The organism is Variovorax sp. VRV01 (assembly GCF_014852545.1).
GTDB classification, from domain to species: domain Bacteria; phylum Pseudomonadota; class Gammaproteobacteria; order Burkholderiales; family Burkholderiaceae_C; genus Variovorax; species Variovorax beijingensis_A.
On the sequence record NZ_JACVBS010000001.1, the window covers coordinates 396,934 to 420,089 of the forward strand.

The 23,156-nt window shown below is 67.2% G+C and carries 27 protein-coding genes and 1 tRNA gene; 14 read left to right on the plus strand and 14 right to left on the minus strand.

Annotation, left to right across the window (positions count from 1 at the left end):
• Positions 1–11: 11 nt before the first annotated feature.
• From pilB to IB278_RS01910, 3 genes are all read right to left on the minus strand, one after another.
• Complete coding sequence (gene pilB / locus IB278_RS01900; RefSeq protein WP_145740448.1) at positions 12–1,745, minus strand: type IV-A pilus assembly ATPase PilB; 1,734 nt, start codon at positions 1,743–1,745, stop codon at positions 12–14.
• A gap of 113 nt (positions 1,746–1,858) precedes the next feature.
• Positions 1,859–1,935, minus strand: a tRNA-Pro gene (locus IB278_RS01905).
• 49 nt (positions 1,936–1,984) lie between these two features.
• Positions 1,985–2,977 (minus strand): polyprenyl synthetase family protein, encoded by a 993-nt coding sequence (locus tag IB278_RS01910; protein ID WP_145740450.1) that lies wholly within the window; start codon positions 2,975–2,977, stop codon positions 1,985–1,987.
• 188 nt (positions 2,978–3,165) lie between these two features.
• Here IB278_RS01910 and rplU point away from each other — a divergent pair, with 188 nt between their 5' ends.
• The 4 genes from rplU (at position 3,166) to proB (ending at position 6,083) form a co-directional block, all read left to right on the plus strand.
• Positions 3,166–3,477 carry a 50S ribosomal protein L21 gene (gene rplU / locus IB278_RS01915; RefSeq protein WP_015866992.1) on the plus strand — a complete coding sequence of 104 codons (312 nt, stop codon included), beginning with the start codon at positions 3,166–3,168 and terminating at the stop codon, positions 3,475–3,477.
• A gap of 12 nt (positions 3,478–3,489) precedes the next feature.
• On the plus strand, positions 3,490–3,747 hold the full coding sequence (gene rpmA / locus IB278_RS01920; protein ID WP_015866991.1) for a 50S ribosomal protein L27: 258 nt from the start codon (positions 3,490–3,492) through the stop codon (positions 3,745–3,747).
• Positions 3,748–3,817: 70 nt separating this feature from the next.
• Positions 3,818–4,906, plus strand: coding sequence for an Obg family GTPase CgtA (cgtA, locus tag IB278_RS01925; RefSeq protein ID WP_145740452.1), 1,089 nt, complete (start codon positions 3,818–3,820; stop codon positions 4,904–4,906).
• Positions 4,907–4,943: 37 nt separating this feature from the next.
• Positions 4,944–6,083 (plus strand): glutamate 5-kinase, encoded by a 1,140-nt coding sequence (gene proB / locus IB278_RS01930; protein WP_145740454.1) that lies wholly within the window; start codon positions 4,944–4,946, stop codon positions 6,081–6,083.
• 64 nt (positions 6,084–6,147) lie between these two features.
• Here proB and IB278_RS01935 read toward each other — a convergent pair whose 3' ends face one another.
• Both IB278_RS01935 and IB278_RS01940 read right to left on the minus strand, forming a co-directional pair.
• On the minus strand, positions 6,148–6,750 hold the full coding sequence (locus IB278_RS01935) for a CNP1-like family protein (RefSeq protein WP_225612654.1): 603 nt from the start codon (positions 6,748–6,750) through the stop codon (positions 6,148–6,150).
• On the minus strand, positions 6,695–7,366 hold the full coding sequence (locus IB278_RS01940) for an RNA pyrophosphohydrolase (protein WP_145740456.1): 672 nt from the start codon (positions 7,364–7,366) through the stop codon (positions 6,695–6,697). The genes IB278_RS01935 and IB278_RS01940 overlap by 56 nt, the downstream gene beginning before the upstream one ends.
• A 145-nt stretch (positions 7,367–7,511) precedes the next feature.
• On the opposite strand from IB278_RS01940, the gene IB278_RS01945 reads away from it, so the two are divergent.
• Positions 7,512–9,257 (plus strand): proline--tRNA ligase, encoded by a 1,746-nt coding sequence (locus tag IB278_RS01945; protein WP_145740457.1) that lies wholly within the window; start codon positions 7,512–7,514, stop codon positions 9,255–9,257.
• Entirely contained in the window at positions 9,254–9,928 is a 675-nt protein-coding gene (locus tag IB278_RS01950) for a lytic transglycosylase domain-containing protein (protein ID WP_145740459.1), read from the plus strand. Before IB278_RS01945 ends, IB278_RS01950 begins: the two co-directional genes overlap by 4 nt.
• A gap of 106 nt (positions 9,929–10,034) precedes the next feature.
• On the opposite strand, the gene IB278_RS01955 is transcribed toward IB278_RS01950, so the two are convergent.
• From IB278_RS01955 to hemA, 6 genes are all read right to left on the minus strand, one after another.
• On the minus strand, positions 10,035–11,318 hold the full coding sequence (locus IB278_RS01955) for a hemolysin family protein (RefSeq protein WP_145740461.1): 1,284 nt from the start codon (positions 11,316–11,318) through the stop codon (positions 10,035–10,037).
• A gap of 145 nt (positions 11,319–11,463) precedes the next feature.
• Positions 11,464–11,964, minus strand: a complete 501-nt coding sequence (locus IB278_RS01960; RefSeq protein ID WP_145740463.1) for a cupin domain-containing protein — start codon at positions 11,962–11,964, stop codon at positions 11,464–11,466.
• Between the two features lie 14 nt (positions 11,965–11,978).
• Complete coding sequence (gene grxD / locus IB278_RS01965; protein WP_145740465.1) at positions 11,979–12,311, minus strand: Grx4 family monothiol glutaredoxin; 333 nt, start codon at positions 12,309–12,311, stop codon at positions 11,979–11,981.
• A gap of 29 nt (positions 12,312–12,340) precedes the next feature.
• Positions 12,341–13,192 carry a peptide chain release factor N(5)-glutamine methyltransferase gene (gene prmC / locus IB278_RS01970; protein WP_145740467.1) on the minus strand — a complete coding sequence of 284 codons (852 nt, stop codon included), beginning with the start codon at positions 13,190–13,192 and terminating at the stop codon, positions 12,341–12,343.
• Complete coding sequence (gene prfA, locus IB278_RS01975; RefSeq protein ID WP_192322491.1) at positions 13,189–14,277, minus strand: peptide chain release factor 1; 1,089 nt, start codon at positions 14,275–14,277, stop codon at positions 13,189–13,191. Before prfA ends, prmC begins: the two co-directional genes overlap by 4 nt.
• Before the next feature lie 101 nt (positions 14,278–14,378).
• Complete coding sequence (gene hemA, locus IB278_RS01980) at positions 14,379–15,650, minus strand: glutamyl-tRNA reductase (protein ID WP_192322492.1); 1,272 nt, start codon at positions 15,648–15,650, stop codon at positions 14,379–14,381.
• Positions 15,651–15,782: 132 nt separating this feature from the next.
• Between hemA and IB278_RS01985 the strand changes: the two genes are divergently transcribed.
• Positions 15,783–16,058, plus strand: coding sequence for a hypothetical protein (locus IB278_RS01985; protein ID WP_145740473.1), 276 nt, complete (start codon positions 15,783–15,785; stop codon positions 16,056–16,058).
• Between the two features lie 157 nt (positions 16,059–16,215).
• Positions 16,216–16,983 carry a Crp/Fnr family transcriptional regulator gene (locus IB278_RS01990; RefSeq protein ID WP_145740474.1) on the plus strand — a complete coding sequence of 256 codons (768 nt, stop codon included), beginning with the start codon at positions 16,216–16,218 and terminating at the stop codon, positions 16,981–16,983.
• Between the two features lie 9 nt (positions 16,984–16,992).
• Here the strand turns inward: IB278_RS01990 and IB278_RS01995 are convergent, their stop codons facing one another.
• The 3 genes from IB278_RS01995 to flgA form a co-directional block, all read right to left on the minus strand.
• Positions 16,993–17,439 carry a flagella synthesis protein FlgN gene (locus IB278_RS01995; RefSeq protein ID WP_192322493.1) on the minus strand — a complete coding sequence of 149 codons (447 nt, stop codon included), beginning with the start codon at positions 17,437–17,439 and terminating at the stop codon, positions 16,993–16,995.
• 5 nt (positions 17,440–17,444) lie between these two features.
• A complete protein-coding gene (gene flgM / locus IB278_RS02000; protein ID WP_192322494.1) occupies positions 17,445–17,741 on the minus strand; it encodes a flagellar biosynthesis anti-sigma factor FlgM in 297 nt (98 codons plus the stop codon).
• An 82-nt stretch (positions 17,742–17,823) separates the two neighbouring features.
• Positions 17,824–18,537 (minus strand): flagellar basal body P-ring formation chaperone FlgA, encoded by a 714-nt coding sequence (gene flgA / locus IB278_RS02005; RefSeq protein ID WP_192322495.1) that lies wholly within the window; start codon positions 18,535–18,537, stop codon positions 17,824–17,826.
• Between the two features lie 166 nt (positions 18,538–18,703).
• Between flgA and flgB the strand changes: the two genes are divergently transcribed.
• From flgB to flgG, 6 genes are all read left to right on the plus strand, one after another.
• Positions 18,704–19,114, plus strand: a complete 411-nt coding sequence (flgB, locus tag IB278_RS02010) for a flagellar basal body rod protein FlgB (protein WP_192322496.1) — start codon at positions 18,704–18,706, stop codon at positions 19,112–19,114.
• 15 nt (positions 19,115–19,129) lie between these two features.
• Positions 19,130–19,546 carry a flagellar basal body rod protein FlgC gene (gene flgC, locus IB278_RS02015; protein WP_124960768.1) on the plus strand — a complete coding sequence of 139 codons (417 nt, stop codon included), beginning with the start codon at positions 19,130–19,132 and terminating at the stop codon, positions 19,544–19,546.
• Positions 19,547–19,569: 23 nt separating this feature from the next.
• The gene (locus IB278_RS02020; protein ID WP_145740484.1) at positions 19,570–20,256 is read left to right on the plus strand and encodes a flagellar hook assembly protein FlgD; all 687 of its coding nucleotides are present in this window, start codon (positions 19,570–19,572) and stop codon (positions 20,254–20,256) included.
• Between the two features lie 92 nt (positions 20,257–20,348).
• The gene (flgE, locus tag IB278_RS02025; RefSeq protein WP_027730591.1) at positions 20,349–21,563 is read left to right on the plus strand and encodes a flagellar hook protein FlgE; all 1,215 of its coding nucleotides are present in this window, start codon (positions 20,349–20,351) and stop codon (positions 21,561–21,563) included.
• Between the two features lie 7 nt (positions 21,564–21,570).
• A complete protein-coding gene (locus IB278_RS02030) occupies positions 21,571–22,317 on the plus strand; it encodes a flagellar basal body rod protein FlgF (RefSeq protein ID WP_145740485.1) in 747 nt (248 codons plus the stop codon).
• Between the two features lie 41 nt (positions 22,318–22,358).
• Positions 22,359–23,141: a flagellar basal-body rod protein FlgG gene (flgG, locus tag IB278_RS02035; protein ID WP_018906819.1), complete on the plus strand. Its 783-nt coding sequence runs from the start codon at positions 22,359–22,361 to the stop codon at positions 23,139–23,141.
• Positions 23,142–23,156: the final 15 nt, after the last annotated feature.

A 23,156-nucleotide genomic window follows, 5' to 3' on the forward strand; every position in this document is an offset into this window, starting at 1 on the left:
CAGTGTGTTCGTTATTCGTTCGTGACCGCCACCACTTCTTCGAGTGAGGTGAGCCCTTGCATGACTTTTCTCAGGCCAGACTGCCGCAGCGAGCGCACGCCCTCGGCCTCGGACTGTCGCGCGATGTCCTGTGCGCTGCCGTCGCGCAGGATGATGGCCTGGATCGCCTCCGAGATCGGCATCACCTGGTAGATGCCGACCCGGCCCTTGTAGCCATTGCTGCACGCTGCGCAGCCGACCGGCCGGTAGGGCTTCCAGGTACCGTCAAGCTGTTCTTCCTTGAAGCCCGCATCGAGCAGCGCCTGGCGCGGCACGTCGGCCGGCGCGCGGCACATGTGGCACAGGCGCCGCGCGAGCCGCTGCGCCGTGATCAGGATCACGCTGGAGGCGATGTTGAACGGCGCAATGCCCATGTTGCGCATGCGCGTGAGCGTGGTCGGCGCGTCGTTGGTGTGCAGCGTCGAGAGCACCAGGTGGCCCGTTTGCGCGGCCTTGATCGAGATGTCGGCGGTTTCGAGGTCGCGGATTTCGCCGACCATGATGATGTCGGGATCCTGCCGCAGGAAGGCGCGCAGCGCCGCCGCGAAGGTAAGTCCGGCGCGCTCGTTGACGTTCACCTGGTTGACGCCCGGCAGGTTGATTTCAGAGGGGTCTTCCGCCGTCGCGATGTTGACGCCCGGCTGGTTCAGCAGGTTCAGGCAGGTGTAGAGCGACACCGTCTTGCCCGAACCGGTGGGGCCCGTGACCAGCACCATGCCGTAGGGGCGGCTGATCGCATGCAGCAGGCGCTCCTTTTCGTCGGCGTCGTAGCCCAGGGCGTCGATGCCCAGGCGCGCGCTGCTCGGGTCGAGGATACGGATCACGATCTTCTCGCCGAACAGCGTGGGCAGCGTGCTGACGCGGAAGTCGATGACGCGGTCGGGCCCGATCTTGAGCTTCATGCGGCCGTCCTGCGGCACGCGCTTCTCGGAAATGTCGAGCCGTGAAATGACCTTGATCCGCGAGGCCAGCTTGTCCTTGATGAGCGTGGGCGGGCTCGCGATCTCGCGCAGCTCGCCGTCGATGCGAAAGCGCACGCGGTAGTTGTGCTCGTAGGGCTCGAAGTGGATGTCCGAGGCCCGCATGCTGACGCCGTCGAGCAGCATCTTGTGCAGGAAGCGCACGACCGGCGCGTCCTCGACCTCGGCGATGGCCTGTTCGTTGGCATCGCCCGAAGTGTCCGCGGTGACGTCGTCGAACTCGAACTCGGCACCGACGATGCTATTGATGGATTCCGCTGCGGTGACTGCGGCGGCCTCGATCATGCGCGACAGCTTGTCGTACTCGGCAATGACCCAGTCCACACCCATCTGGGAAGCGAACTTGATCTTTTCCACCGCCTGCTGGTCCGAAGGGTCGGCCGTTGCAACGATGAGACGGTTGTTGCGCTTGCTGAGAACCACGATCCGGTAGGCGTGGCACAGCTTCGGGTCGAGCAGGTCCTTGGGCAGGCGCTGGTGATCGATGGCGTCCAGGTCGAGCAGCGGCGCACCGAAGGCGCTGGACAGCGTGTGGGCGAGGTCGGCGGCCGAGACGGCGCCGCTGCCGGTCAGCTCGGCAATGAAGCTGGTGCGGCCGTTCAGCGACTTCTGGTAGATGTCTTCCGCGGTCTTCGCCGGAAGCTTGCCAGCAGAGACCAAGGCACGCGCAAGGCCCGGGAGGGCGATTTGCGTGTTTTCTTTAACAGGAAGTTCGGCAGCAGCCATTCAGCGAATTGCAAGAGATGTGAAAAAGTGCTTCACGATCATCGCTGAACCACCCGTCCCTGTAAATCGCTACGCAGCAACAGGCACGGGCATTATTTGTGCCAGCCAAAGGCTGGTCGGGGTGAGAGGATTCGAACCTCCGGCCTCTACGTCCCGAACGTAGCGCTCTACCAGGCTAAGCTACACCCCGATTGGTTGCAAAAAAAGAGAATTCGTCCTTGCCAACTCTTGTGAGGTGTTCAGGCACGTCGCTCAAGCAACTGAGCCGCCAATTGTAGCAAACCGTCGGCATGCAAATTGGACGGAAAGTCGCGCAATGCGTGAATTGCGCGTTTTGCCTCGTCGGCCGCGGCAGCGCGCGAGGCTTCCAGGGCGCCGGTGGCGTGGACGATTTCGACGATCTTGCCCAGCTGGGCGGTGTCGCCGGCCTCGATGGCCGCACGCACCAGCGCGGCCTGCGCGGGGCTGCCGCGCCGCATGGCGAAGATCAGCGGCAGCGTGGTTTTGCCTTCGCGCAGGTCGTCGCCCACGTTCTTTCCCGTTTCGTGCGCGTCGCCGGCGTAGTCGAGCACGTCGTCGATCACCTGGAAGGCCGTGCCCAGGGCCTGGCCGTAGGTGGCGCAGGCTTCCTCGACCTCGGGCGTGGCGCCCGCCAGCACGGCGGCGAGCCGCGTGCTGGCCTCGAAAAGCTTGGCGGTCTTGGAGCGGATCACGCGCAGGTAGGCGGATTCGTCCAGCGTCGCGTCGTGCATGTTCATCAGCTGGAGCACTTCGCCTTCCGCGATCACGTTGGTCGCCTCGGCCAGGATCTGCATGATGCGCATGTTGTTTGCATCCAACATCATCTGGAAGGCGCGCGAATAGAGGAAGTCGCCGACCAGCACGCTGGCCGGGTTGCCGAACGATTCGTTGGCCGTCGGGCGCCCGCGCCGCAGGGTCGATTCGTCGACGACGTCGTCATGCAGCAGCGTGGCCGTGTGGATGAACTCCACCACCGCCGCCAGGTTGAAGCGCTGCTCGCCCGTGTAGCCGAGCGCGCCCGACATGAGCAGCAGCAGCGCCGGGCGCAGGCGTTTGCCGCCGGCCGAGATGATGTACTTCGACACCTGGCTGACCAGAGGCACGCCCGTGTCGAGGCGCTGCGCGATCACACGGTCGACTTCGACCATGTCGCCGGCGATCAAATCCAGCACGGTGGCGGTGGGGGAGGTATCGGCGGCGTGAACTGGCAAGGCGTTTGCGCGCGGCGCGTCTGAATGCGAAAGTGGCAGCGGCACAAGGCCGGAAGGCGCAGATTATAGGGAGGAGCGCGCGCCGTCCCGGCGGCTCTCCGGCCCGAACCATGTTAGCGCGTGCAAACCGTGCTAGAATCTAGGGCTCTGCGGAATTCGCCGTAGAGCTCATTCCTTAAGAGGTTCACATGTACGCGGTCATAAAAACCGGCGGCAAGCAGTATCGCGTTGCTTCCGGCGAAAAAATTAAAGTAGAACAGATTGCTGCGGATGTAGGCCAGGAAATCGTGATCGATCAGGTTCTTGCAGTCGGCAACGGCAGCGAAATCAAGATCGGTACGCCCCTGGTGTCCGGCGCAACGGTGACAGTCACGGTACTGTCGCACGGCAAGCACGACAAGGTCGGCATCTTCAAGATGCGCCGTCGCAAGCACTATCAGAAACGTCAAGGCCATCGCCAGCAGTTCACGGAACTGCAAATCGGCGCGATCGCCGGCTAAGGAGCAGATTCCATGGCACAGAAAAAAGGCGGCGGCTCAACGCGAAACGGGCGCGATTCCAAGCCCAAGATGCTCGGTGTGAAGGCCTTCGGCGGCGAACTGATCAGCGCAGGCTCGATCATCGTGCGCCAGCGCGGCACCCAGTTCCACCCCGGCGTGAACGTCGGCGTGGGCAAGGACCACACGCTGTTTGCACTGGTTGACGGCCACGTGTCGTTCGGTGTCAAGGGCGCACTGAACAAGCACATGGTCAACGTGACCCCGGCATAAGCCCGAGTCACTTCGATCAGCTCGAAGCCCCGCTTTGTCGGGGCTTCTTCATTTGTACACTGGATACCCCATGAAGTTCGTCGACGAAGCCTTCATCGACATCGCCGCGGGCGATGGCGGCAACGGCTGCGTGTCGTTCCGTCATGAAAAATACAAGGAATTCGGCGGCCCCAACGGCGGCGACGGCGGCCGCGGCGGCCATGTCTACGCGGTGGCCGATTCCAACCTCAACACCCTGGTCGACTTCCGCTATTCGCGCCGCCACGAGGCCAAGCGCGGCGAGCACGGCATGGGCTCCGACATGTTCGGCGCCGCGGGCGACGACATCCTGCTGAAGATGCCGGTCGGCACCATCATCAGCGACGCCGAAACCGGCGAGGTGCTGTACGAACTGCTGAAGGAAGGCGAGGTCGTCACCATCGCCAAGGGCGGCGACGGCGGCTTCGGCAACATGCGCTTCAAGAGCGCCATCAACCGCGCGCCGCGCCAGAAGACCCCGGGCTGGCCGGGCGAGAAGAAGAGCCTCAAGCTCGAACTCAAGGTGCTCGCCGATGTCGGCCTGCTGGGCATGCCGAATGCGGGCAAGTCGACCCTGATCAGCGCCATCTCGAATGCGCGCCCGCGCATTGCCGACTATCCCTTCACCACGCTGCACCCGAACCTCGGTGTCGTGCGCGTCGGCCCGGAGCAGAGCTTCGTGGTGGCCGACCTGCCGGGCCTGATCGAGGGCGCATCCGAAGGTGCGGGCCTCGGCCACCTGTTCCTGCGCCACTTGCAGCGCACACGGCTCTTGCTGCACGTGATCGACATGGCGCCGTTCGACGACAGCGTTGATCCGGTTGCGCAGGCCAAGGCCATCGTCGGCGAGCTCAAGAAGTACGACGCCGCGCTCTATGAAAAGCCGCGCTGGCTGGTGCTGAACAAGCTCGACATGGTGCCCGCGGACGAGCGCGCCGCGCGCGTGAAGGACTTCGTCAAGCGCCTGCGCTTCAAGGGCCCGGTGTTCGAGATCTCCGCACTCACGCGCGAAGGCTGCGAGCACCTGGTGCAGGCCGTGTACCAGCAGGTCAAGGCGCAGCAGGCGGCGGAACACGTGCCGGTCGAGGTCGATCCGCGCTTCGTCGAGCTGCCGCCCGATCCCTCGACTTCCTCCTCCTGACGCTCCGCACGCCGCATTCACGACCGCCACGCCTCCCATGACCTCGAACTCCGGATCCACTGCCTTGCGGGATGCCCGCCGTATCGTCGTCAAGGTGGGCTCCAGCCTCGTGACCAACGAGGGGCGTGGCCTCGACGAGGCGGCGATCGGCGAATGGTGCCGGCAGCTGGCGGTGCTGGTGCAGGGCGGCCGCGAAGTCGTGATGGTGTCCAGCGGCGCCATTGCCGAAGGCATGAAGCGCCTGGGCTGGCGCACGCGGCCGCACGAGGTGCATGAACTGCAGGCCGCCGCGGCCGTCGGGCAGATGGGCCTGGCCCAGATGTACGAGACCAAGCTGCGCGAGAACCGGATCGGCAGCGCCCAGGTGCTGCTGACCCACGCCGACCTGGCCGACCGCGAGCGCTATCTCAATGCGCGCTCGACCCTCGTCACGCTGCTCGGGCTGGGCGTGGTGCCGGTCATCAACGAGAACGACACGGTCGTCAACGACGAGATCAAGTTTGGCGACAACGACACGCTGGGCGCGCTGGTGGCCAACCTGGTCGAAGCCGATGCGCTGGTGATCCTCACGGACCAGAAGGGCCTCTACACGGCCGACCCGCGCAAGGACCCGGACGCGAAGTTCGTGCACGAGGCGGCGGCCGGCGACCCCGCGCTCGAAGCCATGGCGGGCGGGGCGGGCTCCAGCCTCGGCCGCGGCGGCATGATCACCAAGATCCTTGCGGCCAAGCGCGCGGCCGGCTCGGGCGCCTCCACCGTGATCGCCTGGGGCCGAGAACCCGATGCGCTGCTGCGCCTCGTTGGCGGCGAATCCATCGGCACGCTGCTGGTGGCTCAGACGGCCAAGCACCAGGCGCGCAAGCGCTGGATGGCGGACCACCTGCAGCTGCGCGGCGCGGTCACCGTCGATGCCGGTGCGGCCGCCAAGGTGCGCGCCGAGGGCAAGAGCCTGCTGCCGATCGGCATGACCGGTGTTTCGGGCGAGTTTTCACGCGGCGACGTGATCGCCGTGCGCGATGCCGATGGCGTGGAGCTGGCCCGCGGCCTGGCCAATTACTCGAGCGTCGAGGCCCGGCTGCTGTGCCGCAAGCCCTCGTCGGAGTTCGAGCGGCTGCTCGGCTATGTGGCGGAGCCGGAAATGGTCCACCGCGACAACATGGTGCTGATGCGCGGCTGAGGCCGGGCTCAAATGGAAACGGGGCCCTTTCGAGGCCCCGTTCGAACACCGCCTGCAGCCGGCCTTATTGCAGCTGGCGCGCCGGGTCCCGCATGTTCGTGACCATGTCCTTGACCGAGACCCGGGGCGCATGGCCGCGGCACAGGCCCTGCTGCGCCAACTGCTTGGCGTAGCTCGAGTTCAGGTCGCGGAAGCTCTTCCACTCGGACCGTTCGACCTTGCTCCAGGCGCCGTTGTTGTATCGCGCGTAGCTCTTCACCTCGTCAGTCGAGCAGCGCACGCCTTCGTAGAAGGCGTTCAGCGCCGCGTCCCCGCCGCTGCGGCTGGTTGCGACCACCACGTAGCGCACCACACCGTCGCCGGTGATTGTGATGGTGGCCGGATCGACGCCAAACTTCAGCGACATGTAGGGCGGCATCGCGATTGGCTCGAGGCGCTTGACGTCGAAGGCCGGCGGCGGCGGCGCTTCGCTTTCCTTCCATTCGGCATCGGTTTCGTAGCGCTTGGGCGGCGGCGGCATGCCGGCCTGCGCCCAGTCGGGATTGCTGGTGTCGTGCGGCCCCGATGCGCATCCGGCCAGCAGGGCCAGGCACACGGCGAGCAGGATGCCCTCAGCGCTGCGATGGAAGGAAGGGCGCTTTGTGGGGGAGAGGAGGGGAAGGGTCATCGCTCGCAGAAGTAATGTCGGGATGCGGGTCGAAACTGCCGCCGGGCGGCAGGTCCAGCCCCGCGGGCGCGCCGCCATCGGGCATGTGGCGCTCGAACTCCCGGGCGCGCACGTTGCTGCGCAGGAAGCGGTTGCGGAAATCCTGCCGCGGCAGGTAGCGAGCAAGCTCGGTCAGTGCCATCTCGTAGACGCCGCGTTTGAATTCGACGACCACATCGAGCGGCACCCAGTAGTCGTGCCATCGCCAGGCGTCGAATTCGGGGTGGTCGGTCGCGCGCAGGTTCAGATCCCAGTCGTGACCGATCAATTGCAGCAAATACCAGATTTGCTTCTGGCCCTTGTAGTGGCCCCGTGCGTCACGGCGAATGAACCGATCCGGCACCTCGTAGCGCAACCAGTCACGGGTACGGGCCACGATGCGCACGTGCTCCGGATGGAGTCCGACTTCCTCGTGCAGTTCCCGGAACATGGCCTGCTCGGGACTTTCGCCGCGGTCGATGCCGCCTTGCGGAAACTGCCAGGAATGCGTGCGTATGCGTTTGCCCCAGAAAACCTGGTTTCTCTGGTTGAGCAGGATGATGCCGACGTTGGGCCTGAAGCCGTCCCGGTCGAGCATAATCAAACCCCAATTTTTGAACTGAGTCGATTATGCATGCCGGGTTGCACTCGGCAAGCGGCCAGTTCGAGGCCCGCGGGTTCCCGGTGGTCTCTCCGCCGGCATCCGTCTTCCCCACGATCTTCGAATCCACCAGCCGATCCCGATGAAAGCTTCCCGATTTTTTGTCTCCACCCTCAAGGAAGCGCCCGCCGACGCCGAGGTCGCGAGCCATCGGCTCATGATGCGCGCGGGCATGATCAAGAAGCTCGGCACGGGCATCTACACCTACATGCCGATGGGGCTGCGCGTGATCCGCAAGGTCGAGGCGATCGTGCGCGAGGAAATGAACCGCGCCGGCGCGGTCGAACTCACGATGCCCGTGGTGCAGCCGGCCGAGTTCTGGCAGGAGACCGGCCGCTTCGACAAGATGGGCCCCGAGCTGCTGCGCATCAAGGACCGGCACGACCGCGACTTCGTGGTCCAGCCCACGAGCGAAGAGGTGGTGACCGACATCGCGCGCCAGGAAATCCGCAGCTACAAGCAGCTGCCGAAGAATTTCTACCAGATCCAGACCAAGTTCCGCGACGAGCGCCGTCCGCGCTTCGGCCTGATGCGCGGGCGCGAATTCATCATGAAGGACGCCTACAGCTTCGACCGCGACCTGGATGCCGCCAAGGCCAGCTACCAGGTCATGGCCGATGCCTACCGCCGCATCTTCGACCGCTTCGGCCTGCGCTACCGCGCCGTGGCGGCCGACAGCGGCGCCATCGGCGGCGACCTGAGCGAAGAGTTCCAGGTGATTGCCGCCACCGGCGAAGACGCCATCGTCTACTGCCCCGGCAGCGATTACGCGGCCAACATGGAAAAGGCCGAGGCGCTTGCTCCGGCCGGCCCGCGCCCCGCGGCCGCCAAGGCGCTCGAGAAGACGCCCACCCCCGGCAAGAGCACCTGCGCGGCCGTGGCCGAACTGCTCGGCGTGCCGCTCTCGACCACCGTCAAGTCGCTGGTGCTGGCCACCGACATCCTCGACGAGGCCGGCAACCCCAAGGGTGCGCAGGTCTGGCTGCTGCTCTTGCGCGGCGACCACGACATGAACGAGATCAAGGTCGGCAAGGTACCGGGCCTGGACAAGGGCTTCCGGTTCGCGACGCTGGCCGAGATCGAGGACCACTTCGGCTGCAAGCCCGGCTACCTCGGCCCGCTGAACCTCAAGAAGCCCGTCAGGCTCGTGGTCGACCGCGAAGTCGTGGTCATGGCCGACTGGATCGCCGGCGCCAACGAGATCGACTTCCACATGACCGGCCTCAACTGGGGCCGCGACCTGCCCGAGCCCGAACTGGTGGCCGACCTGCGCAACGTGGTGGCAGGCGATGCCTCGCCCGACGGCAAGGGCGTGCTCGCGATCGAGCGCGGCATCGAGGTGGGCCACGTGTTCGTGCTCGGCACCAAGTACAGCAAGGACATGAACGCCACCTACCTCGACGAAGCCGGCAAGCCGCAGTTCCTCGAGATGGGCTGCTACGGCATCGGCATCACGCGCCTGCCGGCCGCCGCCATCGAGCAGAACCACGACGAGCGCGGCATCATCTGGCCCGACGCACTGGCGCCGTTCACGGTGGTGGTCTGCCCGATCGGCATGGACCGCAGCCCCGAGGTCAAGGTGGCGGCCGAGGCGCTGTACGAGCAGCTGCTCGCGGCCGGCGTCGACGTGCTGCTGGACGACCGCGGCGAGCGCCCGGGCGCGATGTTTGCCGACTGGGAGCTGATCGGCGTGCCGCACCGCGTGGTCATCTCCGACCGCGGCCTGAAGGAAGGCCAGCTCGAATACCAGCATCGCCGCGACACGGCAGCCACCAAGGTGCCCGCGGCCGGCATCGCCGAATTCATCACTGGCAAGCTCGCGAAATGAGCCTGCAGGGCGGCCTCTCGCGGCGCCAGTGCCTGGGTGGCGCGGCGGCGGCGGGCGCCCTGGCGGCGCTGTCGCTGCCGCAGGCCGCGCGCGCCGGCGCACAGATCGAGGAGCCGCTGATCGACTCGGTGCGCACCGCGCTGAGTTCGGCCGTGCACAACAAGGCGCCGCCGGTGCCCGAGTTCTCGAACACCGAGGCCCGCCTGACCTACCTGCGATGGCTGGGCGAGATGAGCGAGCGCCTCAAGAAGAAGATTGCCGACTGGCCCACGCGCAAGGAATTCCTGCAGACCGTCTGGTATGAAGCCAAGCGCTCGGGCCTGGACGTGAGCCTGGTGCTCGGGCTGATCCAGGTCGAGAGCAACTTCCGCAAGTTCGCGGTGTCCAGCGCCGGTGCGCGCGGCTACATGCAGGTCATGCCGTTCTGGACCCGCGTGATCGGCGACAGCGACCCGGCCAAGCTGTTCCACATGCAGACCAACCTGCGCTTCGGCTGCGTGATCCTGCGCCACTACCTCGACCGCGAGAACGGCGACCTGTACATGACCCTCGGGCGCTACAACGGCAGCCGCGGCAAGGCGCCGTACCCGAATGCCGTGTTCGCGAACCAGCGCCTGTGGACCTACGACGACAAGGCGCGAGAACGCGAGCGGGACCGCTCGGCAGCCTGAATATCTGTTTCAGGAATACCGCGGAACCGGCTTTGCCAGGCCGCTGGTATTGCCCCCGGTAGGGGGTTGGCGAAGCGACACGAAGTGCGCGCAGACTGGGGGCGAGCTAAGTCCTTGTGACCATCACCTGGTCGATGCGGTAGCTGTCGACGTCCATCACCTCGAAGGTGTAGCCGCCCCAGCTCACGCTGTCGGTACGCTTGGGCACGCGCCGCAGCATCACCATCAGGAAGCCCGCCAGCGTTTCGTAGTCGTCCGGATGCGGCATCTCGTCGATGTGCAGCGCGCGCTGCACGTCCTGGATGGGAGTGACACCGTCGATCAGCCACGAGTTCTCGTCGCGCTTCACGATCTGCTCCTCGTCGGGCATGGACACGAGGTCGCCCATCACCGTGCTCATCACGTCGTTGAGCGTGATCACGCCCACCACCAGGCTGTATTCGTTGACCACGATCGCGAAGTCTTCATGCGCCTGCTGGAACTGCTCGAGCACTTCGGTGAGCGTGAGCCGGTCGGGAATGACCAGCGCCTTGTGCAGCGTGAGGCCCTGGTCGAAGGCCAGCGGCTGGCCGCTGAGCACGCGCTGGAACATCTCCTTGGCGTCGACGTAGCCGAGCACATGGTCGATGTCGCCGTCGCACACCGGGTAGGCCGAAAAAGGCTCGGCCACGATGCGCGCCCGCAGCACCGACTCCGGGTCGTCGTGCAGGAACCAGGCGATGTTGTCGCGCACCGTCATCACGCTGCTGACCAGCCGGGTGTCGAGCTCGAACACGTTGGCGATCACCTGCTGCTCGCGCACCGCGAGCACGCCCGCGCGCGCGCCGGCCTCGGTCATGGCCAGGATGTCGGCCGAGGTGATCTTGTCGTCGCGCACCAGCGGCATGCCCAGCAGCTTGAAGAGCATGTCGGTGGAGCGCGTGAAGAACCACACCAGCGGCTTGAAGGCCGTGATCAGCACCATCATCGGGCCCACCATGCGAACCGCGATGCGCTCGGGGTCGCTCATGCCCAGGCGCTTGGGGAACAGGTCGGCAAACACCAGGAACACCGCGATGACGATCACGAACGAGCACAGGAAAGCCAGGTTCGCCGAGGCCTCCACGCTCATCCAGCCCTCGAGGAAGCGCGCGAAGTAGGGGCTCAGCGAGCCCTCGCCGACCACGCCGCCGAGGATCGCCACCGCGTTGAGGCCGATCTGCACCACGGTGAAGTAGTGGCCCGGCTGCTCTTGCACGCGCAGCACGCGCTCGGCCCGCGCATCGCCCTCGTCGGCCATCTGGCGCAGGCGCAGGCGGCGCGAGGCGGCCAGCGTGATTTCGGCAAGGGAGAAGAACGCGCTCATCGCGATCAGCAGGACGATGATGAGCAGGCTTTGGGTGAGAGTCATGGTGGCACGGCGAAGTGCACCATGGTGCCATGACCCGGGGCACATTCCAGCGAACACCGCGGAACCGGCTTTGCCGGGCCGCCGGTGTTGCCCCCGGAAGAGGGAGGGAGAAGCGACACGAAGTGCGCGCAGCCTGGGGGAGAGCCTAGATTCCGCCGTGCGGATGGGTCGGGTCGACCCACAGCACCGATTCTGGTTTTTCCACCGGTTCGATGTCGAGGTTCACGGCAACCGCCTCGCCGTCGCTGCGGCACAGCACGCATTCGAGCGTCTCGGTGGCGCTGGCGTTGATTTCCTGGTGCGGCACGTAGGGCGGCACGTAGATGAAGTCGCCCGGACCGGCTTCCGCCGTGAACTCGAGCTTCTCGCCCCAGCGCATGCGGGCCCGGCCGCGCACCACGTAGATCACCGATTCGAGGTGCCCGTGGTGGTGGGCGCCGGTCTTGGCGTCGGCGTGGATGGTGACGGTGCCGGCCCAGAGCTTCTGCGCGCCGACGCGGGCGAAATTGATGGCCGCGGCGCGGTTCATGCCGGGCGTCTGGGCCGTGTTGGCGTCGAGCTGGTTGGCCGCGATCACGCGCACGCCGTCGTGCTTCCAGGCCGGCGCGGCCTTGCCCTCGTGGTCATGGCCGTGGTCGTGGCTCATGGCGGGCGCGGAAATCAGGCCGCGTTGCTGCTGCCGCCCAGCACCTGCTGCAGCTCGCCCGACTCGTACATCTCCATCATGATGTCCGAGCCGCCGACGAATTCGCCCTTCACGTAGAGCTGGGGAATCGTCGGCCAGTTGCTGTATTCCTTGATGCCCTGGCGGATGCCGTCGTCTTCGAGCACGTTGACGGTCTTGAGCGTCCTGGTGTCGACGCCGACCGCCTTGAGGATCTGGATCGCGCGGCCGGAGAAGCCGCACATCGGAAAGCTGGCGTTGCCCTTCATGAAGAGCACGAGGTCGTTGGACTTGACGAGATCGTCGATGCGTTGCTGGGCGTCGGACATGGGGACTCCTGAAAAATGGGCTGGGGGGATTATTTCACCGTGCGCCAGATCCCGCCGGAACAGCGCTGGATGCCGGCAAGGTCATCGCGGCTTTGCACCTCGGCAAAGCCGCGCGTCTGGAGCAGCTGGCGCACGGCCGCGGCCTGGTCGTGGCCGTGCTCGAGCAGCAGCCAGCCGCCGTCCGCAAGGTGCGCGGGGGCCTGCTGCACGATCTGCCGGATATCGGCCAGCCCGTCGGGCCCGGCCACCAGCGCCGCCAGCGGCTCGTGCTGCAGCGCCGCCAGGTGCGGGTCGCCGGCTGCGATGTAGGGAGGATTGCTGGCAATGACCGCATAGCCGCCGGCCGCGCCGTCGAGCCAATGGGCCCGGCGAAAGCGCACCGGCAGGCCCAGGCGCTGCGCATTGGCCTCGGCGACCGCCAGTGCATCGGCGCTGGCATCGACCGCATCGACCTCTGCATCGGGGCGCGCATGCTGCAGCGCCAGCGCGATCGCGCCACTGCCGGTGCCCAGGTCGAGCACGCGCGGGGCACTGCGTCCCTCGAGGCATTGCAGGGCCCAGTCGACCAGCGTTTCGGTGTCGGGGCGCGGCACCAGCACCCGCGCGTCCACCTGCAGGCCGAGGCCGTGGAATTCCTTTTCGCCGAGCAGGTAGGCCACCGGCTCGCCCGCCAGCCGGCGCGGCAGCTGCGCCGAAAGCGCCGACCAGGCCGCGTCGGAAACGGCGTCGGTGTCGTGCGCCAGCAGCCAGGCGCGGTCGTTCGGCGCGCGGCCGAGCGCATGCAGCAGCAGCAGTTGCGCGTCGAGCCGGTCGATGCCCAGCGCCACGGCCGCGGCCAGCGCCTGCGCCACGGTGGATGGCGTGGTGGCCGTGGCCGTCATGCCGGCAGGCTCGATTCGAGCTCGGCCAGCTGCTCGGCCTCGCGCGCGGCGCGCAGCGCGTCCAGCACGTCGCCGAGGTCGCCCTCCATGATGGCCTGCAGCTTGTAGAGCGTGAGGTTGATGCGGTGGTCGGTGAGCCGGCCCTGCGGGAAGTTGTAGGTGCGGATGCGGTCGGAGCGGTCGCCGCTGCCGATCAGCCCCTTGCGCATGGCGGCGTCCTTGGCGGCGCGCTCGCTGCGGTCCTTTTCCTGGATGCGCGCGGACAGCACCTGCAGCGCCTTGGCCTTGTTGCGGTGCTGGCTGCGGTCGTCCTGGCACTCGGCCACGATGCCCGTCGGGATGTGCGTGATGCGCACGGCCGAGTCGGTCTTGTTGATGTGCTGGCCGCCGGCGCCGCTCGCGCGGTAGGTGTCGATGCGCAGGTCGGCCGGGTTGATCTGCACCGCCACGGTTTCGTCGGGCTCGGCCAGCACGGCGACGGTGCAGGCGCTGGTATGGATGCGGCCCTGGGTCTCGGTGGCGGGCACGCGCTGCACGCGGTGGCCGCCCGATTCGAAGCGCAGGCGGCCAAAAACATCGTTGCCGGCGATGCGGATCACCACTTCCTTGTAGCCGCCGAGCTCGCTTTCGCTCTCGCTCACCACTTCGCAGCGCCAGCCGGCGCGCTCGCAGTAGCGCGTGTACATGCGCAGCAGGTCGCCCGCGAACAGCGCCGACTCGTCGCCGCCGGTGCCGGCGCGGATTTCGAGGAAGGCGTTGCGCGCGTCGTCCGGGTCCTTGGGCAGCAGCAGGCGCTGCAGCTCTTCCTCGAGCTGCACGAGCTCGGCCTGCGCGCCCGCGATTTCTTCGCGCGCCATCTCGGCCATGTCGGGGTCTTCGAGCATTTCGGCCGCACCGGCGATGTCGGCTTCGCGCTGCTTGTAGCGCTCGTAGCGGCCGGCGATCTGCGTGACCTCGGCATGCTCGCGCGAGATGGTGCGGTACTGCGCCATGTCGCTCATGATGTCTTCGCGCGAAAGCAGGAAATCGAGTTCGCCGAGGCGGGCGGCGTAGCGTTCGAGTTGGTGGCGCAGAAAGGTCTTCACGGCGGAAAGGAGCTCGAAAAAATGGGGGGAAGGGCGCCGCGGTGCCGCGGCAGGGCGCATGGGGGACCGCGGCCGCGGGGCCGGGCCGCTGGCGAGCGTCGCTAACGCTCTTTGCGCAGGAACAGGCGCGAGATGGTCTGCGCGGTGTGCTCGCGCGATGCCGCATCGCCCGCGTGCAGTTCGGCCATGGCGCCGTGCAGCAGCTTCTGCGTGAGCCCGCGCGACAGGGCCTCGAGCACCGCATCGATCGGCTCGCCCCGGGCCAGCAGCTTGCGCGCGCGGGCCATTTCGGCGGCGCGCCATTCGTCGGCCTGGGCATTGAGCTGCTGGATCAGCGGCACGGTGCCGCGCTGGCCCAGCCAGTGCATGAAGCTCTGCACGCCGGCGTCGATGATGACCTCGGCCTGCGCCACGGCGGCCTGGCGGTTGGCCTGGCCCTGCTGCACCACCTGGGCGAGGTCGTCGACCGTATAGAGATAGATATCCTCGAGCGCCTTCACCTCGGGCTCGATGTCGCGCGGCACGGCCAGGTCGACCATGAACATCGGGCGGTGCTTGCGGGCCTTGAGCGCGCGTTCGACGGCGCCCAGGCCGATGATCGGCAGCGTGCTGGCGGTGCAGCTCACCACGATGTCGAACTCGGCCAGCCGGTTCGGCAGGTCGGCCAGCCGCATCGCCTCGCCGCCGAAGCGCGAAGCCAGCTTTTCGCCGCGCTCGAGCGTGCGGTTGGCAATGGCGATGGCCTTCGGGTCCTTGGCCGCGAAATGCGTGGCGGCCAGGTCGATCATTTCGCCCGCGCCGACGAACAGCACGCGCGTCTGGTGCAGGTCTTCGAACAGCTGGCCGGCCAGCCGGACGGCCGCCGCGGCCATGCTGATGGAATGCGCGCCGATCTCGGTGGCGGTGCGCACCTCTTTCGCGACCGCGAAGGAACGCTGGAACAGCTGGTTGAGCGTGCTGCCGAGTGCGCCGGCGGTTTCGGCCGCGCGCACGGCGTCCTTCATCTGGCCGAGGATCTGGGCCTCGCCGAGCACCATGGAATCGAGCCCGCTGGCTACCCGGAAGACGTGGCGCGCGGCCTCGTCGTCGTGCAGCGTATAGGCATGCGAGCGCAGCAGCGCGGGCGCGACGCCGCCGCTTTCGGCCAGCCAGCCGACCGTGTGGTCGAGCGCGGCATGCTCGGCGGCGCAGTAGATCTCGGTGCGGTTGCAGGTGGAGATGATCGCGGCCTCGACCTGCGGATGGCGGCCGCTGGCGAAGGAGCTGCGCAGGCTCTGCAGCGTGGGTGCCAGCTGATCGAGCGCGAACGCGAAACGACCGCGCAGATCGAGCGGCGCGGTCGTGTGGTTCAACCCGAGGGTCCAGACTGACATATCCACTGATTATAAAATCAGCAGCAGCCGTGCTGCCGCGGAGGGGCTTGGCCGCATCCAACTCCACATAAAACAAGGGCGCCGCGAGCGCCCTTGGCTTTATCCGGCGGCCCTCGATACCCATTCCTACCCATGTCCCTGCTGGATCTCCTCAATCACCTGCTGAACTTCGTGGCGCCCGCGCTGACCGTCGGCTTCCTGTGCGCGCTCATGGGCCGGGCCTTCCGGCGCAAGGCGGGCGGCCGGGCATGGTGGGCCCAGGGCGCGATCAATTCAGGCGTGGGAGCGCTGGTGTTGCTGGTCGGGGTGGTCCTTTCGGGCCGCGACGGCGCGATGGCGACCTACGCGGCACTCGTTGTCGCCTGCGGTACAAGCCAATGGCTGGTTTCGGACGGCTGGCGCAAGTAGTTTTCGTCAAGTCATGCGATGATGTCGCGTGTCCAGATGTTACTGACTGTTAGTATATGAATCTCATCTGGTAAATATTCACATTTTGAAGAGCGGGAAGAGTTGCAGGCAGCCGCTTTGAGCCAATATGCGGCAAGGCAGCCCATGGACGGTACAGATGTATTTGCATCCTCTTATTGCCAGCGTTCCCCCGGATGAGCGCACAGCCTTTGTCCAGCGCATCGAACTTCGGTCCTACCGGCGCAACGAAGTCGTGCTGGCGGCGGACGAATGGTCCGACCGCATCTACTGCGTGGCCACGGGCCTGCTGCGGGTGGTCGTGCAGGGGAGCGAAGACAGCGGCGACGTCACGACCGACTTCATCCGCCAGGACGACTTCTTCCTGAACTCGGCCCTGATCGAGGAGCGCTACCAGGCCGGCGCGACACTGGTGGCGGCATTGCCCACCTCGCTGTACCTGGTGCCCACGCTGGAATTCAAGGCGCTATGCGACCGCCATCCGGCCGTGACGATGGGCCTGCTCGATGTGGTGATGAAGCGCACCACGGTGCTGCGCAGGCAGATCCGGCAGATTTCATCGGCTTCGTCGGAGCGGCTCATCAGCCGCATCCTGCACGAACTCACCGTCCTGGCCCCGGGCACCGACGGCGGCTACGACAAGCGCATCACCCAGTCGGTCATCGCCTCCTATTCGGGGCTTTCCAGGATGCAGGTCAACAAGACCATGCGGGACCTGGAACGCCGCGGCCTGGTCAGGAGGGACGAGCACGGGGTCTATGTGCCGCCGCATTTCGCGTCGTCGGATTTCCAGGAGCTGCCGTCCGCCGAGCCGAGCCGCGCTGCCAAGGACTCGGGTGAGGTGAATCCGTCGTTCTTCTCGGAGCTGTTCGAGGCGCCGCCCAAGTCGGGCAAGTCCCGCAAGTAGGTTTGCGGCTCAGCCCACCGCCAGCCGCGTTCCCGCGGCGCTGGCGGGCTTGCGGATGCCGTCCGGCCCGTAGAAGGGCTGCGCGCCGGCCTGCAGGTAGTGCAGCGCGTTGTGCGTGAAGTCGAGCTGGCTGTACACCATGGCGCCGTTGCGGCGGTTGCTGGCCTTGGCCTGCTGCGCCAGTTCGACCAGCGCCGTCCAGGCGGCGAGCGAGGCCTCGCCGTCTGCCGCGGCGGCGGCATCGGCACCCGCGCGCCCGGGCTCGAAACCCCGCGCCACCTGGGCCGATTCGCGCGCCTGGTCGAGTGCCGCCATGCGGTCGAGCAGGCCGGCCTTGCGCCCGGTAAGCACGGGCAGCTCGGCAAAGAGGCCGTTCTTCATGGCCTGCGCCTCCTGCTCCAGCACCGACAGGAATTCCTCGACACAGGCTTTTTCGGCCAACAGGTGAACCAGCATGGCGTTCAGAGCTTTCCGTTTTCGTTGAGCAGGTCGCGCACGCTGGCGAGCAAGCCGCGCGCGATGCGGTCGGGGTGGATTTCGTAGCGCCCGGCCCGGATGTCCTCGCGGATCGAGGCAACGCGCGCCGCGTCGAAGTCGGAATTGGGCGCCTCGGGCATCGAATGCACCTGGGCCGACGAGAGCTTCACCGCGTTCCTGCCGCCCTGGACGGCATCGGTGCCGCTGGCGGGCGAGGACGCTGCGCCCTTGTTCGTTCGGGGGAGCGGTGTGGCCGAAGGGGCGAATGGATCGATTTTCAAGATGGTTCCTCAAAGGGCTGCCTGATGTATCGGCAGTTCGGGCCAGAACTTTAGGGCAGTGCGCATCGCGGCATGAATGCGGCTACTGCGGCAGGCGGATCTGGCCTTCCCCGTCGGCCACGCCGCTGACCATGCGGCCGTCCACGGTCCTGGCCCGCACGGCCGCGCCCGCGCTGGCGCTGGTCATCGCCCGCGCTTCGGTGCTGACGGCGTAGCCCGGGCCTTCGGCAACGACCTTGATGGTCTGGCCCTGCTGGATCACGGCCACGCCGCGCATCAGTTCGCGCCTGAGCGGCGCGCCGGCCGCGATGCGGTTGGCGGCCACCACGCCCTGCAGTTCGGCGGCGTCGGTCACGACCGAGCGCGGCAGCGCGCTGAGATCGCCGTCGCGGATGGTGAAGTCGCCCGCAGACAGGGCCTGGCCGGTATCGATGTTGCGCGCGGCCACCAGGTAGCGCCCCTCGACCGCGACATGGGCCAGCACATAGCGCGTCCAGGGCTTCAGCTCCGAATGGCAGCGCAGGCCCACCGACACCCGGCCCCACGCCGCGGCACCGCGCGGCAGGAAGGCCTCGAGCGCATCGCAGGCCGGCAGCGGACCCGATGCCGGCGCCTCGACGCGGATGGCGACCTTGCCCGGCAGTCCGGCGGCCTGGGCCTGCAGCAGCCGGTCGACGGCGGCGCGCGCATCGCCCGCGAGCGGCGCCGCAGCCACGCACATCGCCGCGCTCAACCCCGCCGCCAGGGCTGGCAGCACGAGCTTCAGGCGGTGCGGGCGACAGGAGATTTTTTCCATGATGGGTGCCCGGCAATTCTAGGAAGGCGCACCCGATCCGAAGATTCGAAGTGCACGCCAAATGCCCCTTTGTTCGGGCCATTGCGAACGCAGTGCATGCATAGACTCGCTTTCCATCTGTCGCCATGCCCCGCCAGGGACGCGACGCCTCGAAAGATGGAAACACATGATCGACAAGCTGGATGCGGCGCTTCGCTTCAACCGCGAAGCGCTGAACCTTCGGACGCAGCGCCAGGAAGTGCTGGCTGCCAACATCGCCCACGCCGACACGCCCAACTACAAGGCGCGTGACTTCGATTTCGCGAGCCGCCTGACGCAGGCGGTCGAGCACGGCCGCGCAGCGCAGCAGCCGGTGCAGATGGCCGTCACGTCGGCGCGCCACATCCAGGCCGATGCGCTGCCCTCGATGCCCGAGCGCGACCTGCTGTACCGCGTGCCGAGCCAGGCCAGCATCGACGGCAACACGGTCGAGATGGATGCCGAGCGCATCAACTTCGCCGACAACGCGCTGCGCTACGAAGCCAATCTCACGGTGGTCGGCGCCAAGATCAAGTCGCTGCTCTCCGCCGCGCAATAAGAAGAGGAGCCGCACATGCCCCATCCCGGCGCATCCATGAACATCTTCAGCGTGGCGGGCTCCGCCATGGCCGCGCAGTCGCAGCGCATGAACGTGACGGCCAGCAACCTCGCCAACGCCGAGAGCGTGGCCGGCCCCGACGGCAAGCCCTACCGCGCCAAGCAGGTGGTCTTCGAAGTGGCCGCCTCGGGCCAGCAGGACATCGGCGGCGTGAAGGTGGCCGGCGTCATCGAGGACCCCTCGCCGCTGAAGATGGTCTTCGACCCGAAGAACCCGCATGCCGATGCCAAGGGCTACGTGGCCATGCCCAACGTCAACGTGGTCGAGGAGATGACCAACATGATCTCCGCCTCGCGCAGCTACCAGGCCAACGTCGAGGTGCTCAACACCGCCAAGACGCTGATGGTCAAGACGCTGAGCATCGGCCAGTAAACCCCCACATCCCAACAAGAACCATGGCCATCTCCGACACCTCTTCCATCTCCGGGCTCAACGCAGCCACCGCCGCGTCGAGCGCCGGCAACGTCTCGGGAGCGGACAGCGAGCAGCGCTTCCTGAAGCTGCTGGTGACGCAGCTCAACAACCAGGACCCGCTCAACCCGATGGAGAACGCCGAGCTCACCTCGCAGCTCGCGCAGATGAGCACCGTGAGCGGCATCGAGCGCCTCAACACCGCGCTCAGCGGACTGGTGAACCAGACCGGCGCCAACCAGGTGCTGCAGGCGGCATCGCTCATTGGCTACAACGTGCTGTCGCCCGGCAACACCATCGCCGCCGCGGAGCCGAAGGCCGGCGAGGCGCCGGCGGCCGTGCCCTTTGCCGTGCAGCTGCCGGCCACCGCCGGCACCGTCGAAGTGAAGATCGTCAATGCCGCGGGCAACACCGTGCGCACCTTGACGCTCGGCCCGATGACCGAAGGCGTCAATGCCGTCAGCTGGGACGGCAAGGCCGACGACGGCTCCACGGCCCCGGCGGGCGCCTACAGCTTCAGTGTCTCGGCTGCCAACAACGGCACGCGCGTGGAGGCCACTTCGCTGGTCTTCTCGCAAGTGGCCGCCGTCAAGCAGGGCGCCAGCGGCGTCACGCTCGAACTCATGTCGGGCCAGAGCATCGGCCTGGCCGACGTGCGCATGTTCCTCTGAGCAGCTGCCGCGTGCTGTCTTCCTCATCGGCAGCGGCCCGTGCGCCGCAGGCCATTTCTTCTTCTTCATTGCACTGAAACAAGGATTCGATCATGGGCTTTTCCCAAGGCATCAGCGGCCTGTCCGCAGCCGCCGCCAACCTGGACGTCATCGGCAACAACATCGCCAACTCCGGCACGGTCGGCTTCAAGTCGGGCGCGGCGACCTTCCAGGACGTGTATGCAGGCTCGCGCGTCGGCCTGGGCGTGGCGGTGTCGGGCATCGTGCAGAACTTCACGCAGGGCTCGGTGCAGACCAGCAGCCGGCCGCTGGACGTGGCGATCCTCAACGGCGACGGCTTCTTCCGCCTCAGCAGCCCGAGCGGCGAGGTGATGTATTCGCGCAATGGCCAGTTCACGCGCGACAAGGACGGCTTCATCGTCAATGCCGCCGGCCTGCGCCTGACGGGCTACGGCGTCTCCGCGACGGGCGGCCTGGACGGCGGCACGCCGGGCCCGCTGCAGGTCCAGACCACGGCCATGAGCCCGAAGGCGACCACCGCCATCAACGCCACTTTCAACCTGGACGCGCGCGGCACGGTGCCCACCAAGACGCCGTTCTCCGCGACCGATTCGGCCACCTTCAATTATTCGAATGCGCTCGGCCCGGTGTTCGATTCGCTCGGCAATCCGCATGAGCTCGGCGTCTTCTTCGTGAAGACCGGCGCCAATGCCTGGGACGTGTATGGCGCGGCCGACGGCAGCGCGCTCAATGGCGGCGCGCCGATCTCGACGATGAGCTTCGACGGCAACGGCAACCTGCTCACGCCCGCCGGCGGCAAGCTGACGCTGCCGGCCATGAACTTCGGCAACGGCTCGGTGGCGCTCAACGCCACGGTCGACCTCTCGGGCACCACGCAGTTCGGCAACGTCAACGAGATCAAGACGCTCAAGCAGGACGGCTACACCTCGGGCACGCTGACCTCGTTCTCGATCAACCCCGACGGCACCATCACCGGCAAGTTCTCCAACGAACAGACCACGCTGATGGGCCAGGTGGTGCTGACCTCCTTCGCCAATCCCAACGGCCTGGAGCCGATGGGCGAGAACGTCTGGGGCGAAACGCTGGCCTCGGGCCAGCCGCTCACCGGCACGCCGGGCGCGGGCACCAAGCAGGGCTCGCTCGCCTCGGGCGCGCTGGAGGCATCGAACGTCGACCTGACCTCCGAACTCGTCAACCTGATCGTTGCGCAGCGCAGCTACCAGGCCAATGCGCAGACGGTGAAGACGCAGGATCAGGTCGTCCAGACCCTGATCAACATCCGCTGAGCCGCCCATGGACCGCATGCTGTATGTCGCGATGAGCGGCGCCAAGCAGGCCATGGAGCAGCAGGCTTCGGTCGCCAACAACATGGCGAACGCCTCCACGCCCGGGTTCCGCGCGCAGATCAACAGCTTTCGCGCCGTGCCGGTGACCGGTGGCACGCAAGCACCGACGCGCGCCTACGTGGTCGCCACCACGCCCGGCGCCGACTTCAGCCACGGTCCGCTCACGGAAACCGGCCGCGCGCTCGATGTCGCCATCCACGGCGACGGCTGGCTCGCGGTGCAGACGCCCGACGGCGGCGAGGCCTACACCCGCGTGGGCAACCTGCAGGTGAACGCCGAAGGCCAGCTCACGACCATGGGCTCGCTGCCCGTGGCCGGCGATGCCGGCGCGCTGGTGGTGCCGCCCGGCTCCACCGTCGCGATCGCCGCCAACGGCCTGGTCACGGCACGCGGCGCCGGCGACCCGGCCATCGGCATTGCCGAGGTGGGCCGGCTGAAGCTGGTCAACCCGCCCGTGGCCGACCTGGTGCGCGGCGCCGACGGCCTCTTTCGCATGCGCGAGGGCCTGCCGCCGGCCGAGCCCGATGCGGCCGTGAGCGTGACCACCGGCGCGGTCGAGGGCAGCAACGTCAATGGCGTGGAGGCCATGGTGGCCATGATCGCCAACGCCCGCAGCTTCGAGATGCAGATGAAGTCGATGCGCAGCGCGGACGAGAACGCGCAGTCGGCCAACAAGCTGCTGGCGTACGGCTGAGCCCGCGTCCCACTCCCAAACTTTCCAAGGATTTTTTCGTCATGATGCGCTCGCTCTACATCGCCAAGACCGGCCTGGATGCCCAGCAGACCCAACTCGACGTGGTGTCGAACAACCTCGCCAACGTCGGCACCACGGGCTTCAAGCGAAGCCGCGCCGTGTTCGAGGACCTGATGTACCAGAACCTGCGCCAGGTCGGTGGCCAGACCTCGGACCAGACCCGGCTGCCTTCGGGCCTGCAGGTGGGCACCGGCGTGCACGTGGTCGCGACCGAGCGCATCCACTCGCAGGGCAACCTCACCAAGACCGACAAGCCGACGGACGTGGCCATCAACGGCGGCGGCTTCTTCCAGGTGCTGATGCCCGACGGCACCACCGCCTACACGCGCGACGGCTCGTTCCAGACCGACCGCGACGGCCAGCTCGTCACGGCCAGCGGCTTCCCGGTGCAGCCGGCGATCACGCTGCCCGCCAACGCCACCAGCCTGACCGTCGGCCGCGACGGCATCGTGTCGATCACGCAGGCCGGGCAGACCAACACGGTGCAGGTCGGGCAGCTGCAGCTGGCCACCTTCCTGAACCCGGCCGGCCTGCAGAGCAAGGGCGAGAACCTGTATGCGGAAACCGACGCCTCCGGCGCGCCGAACCAGGTCAACCCCGGGATCGACGGCGCGGGCATCCTGAGCCAGGGCTATGTGGAGGCCTCGAACGTCAACGTGGTCGAGGAGCTGGTCAACATGATCGCCACGCAGCGCGCCTACGAGATCAACAGCAAGGCGGTCCAGACCTCGGACCAAATGCTGCAGCGTTTGGCGCAGTTATGACCTCCCCCAGTCTTC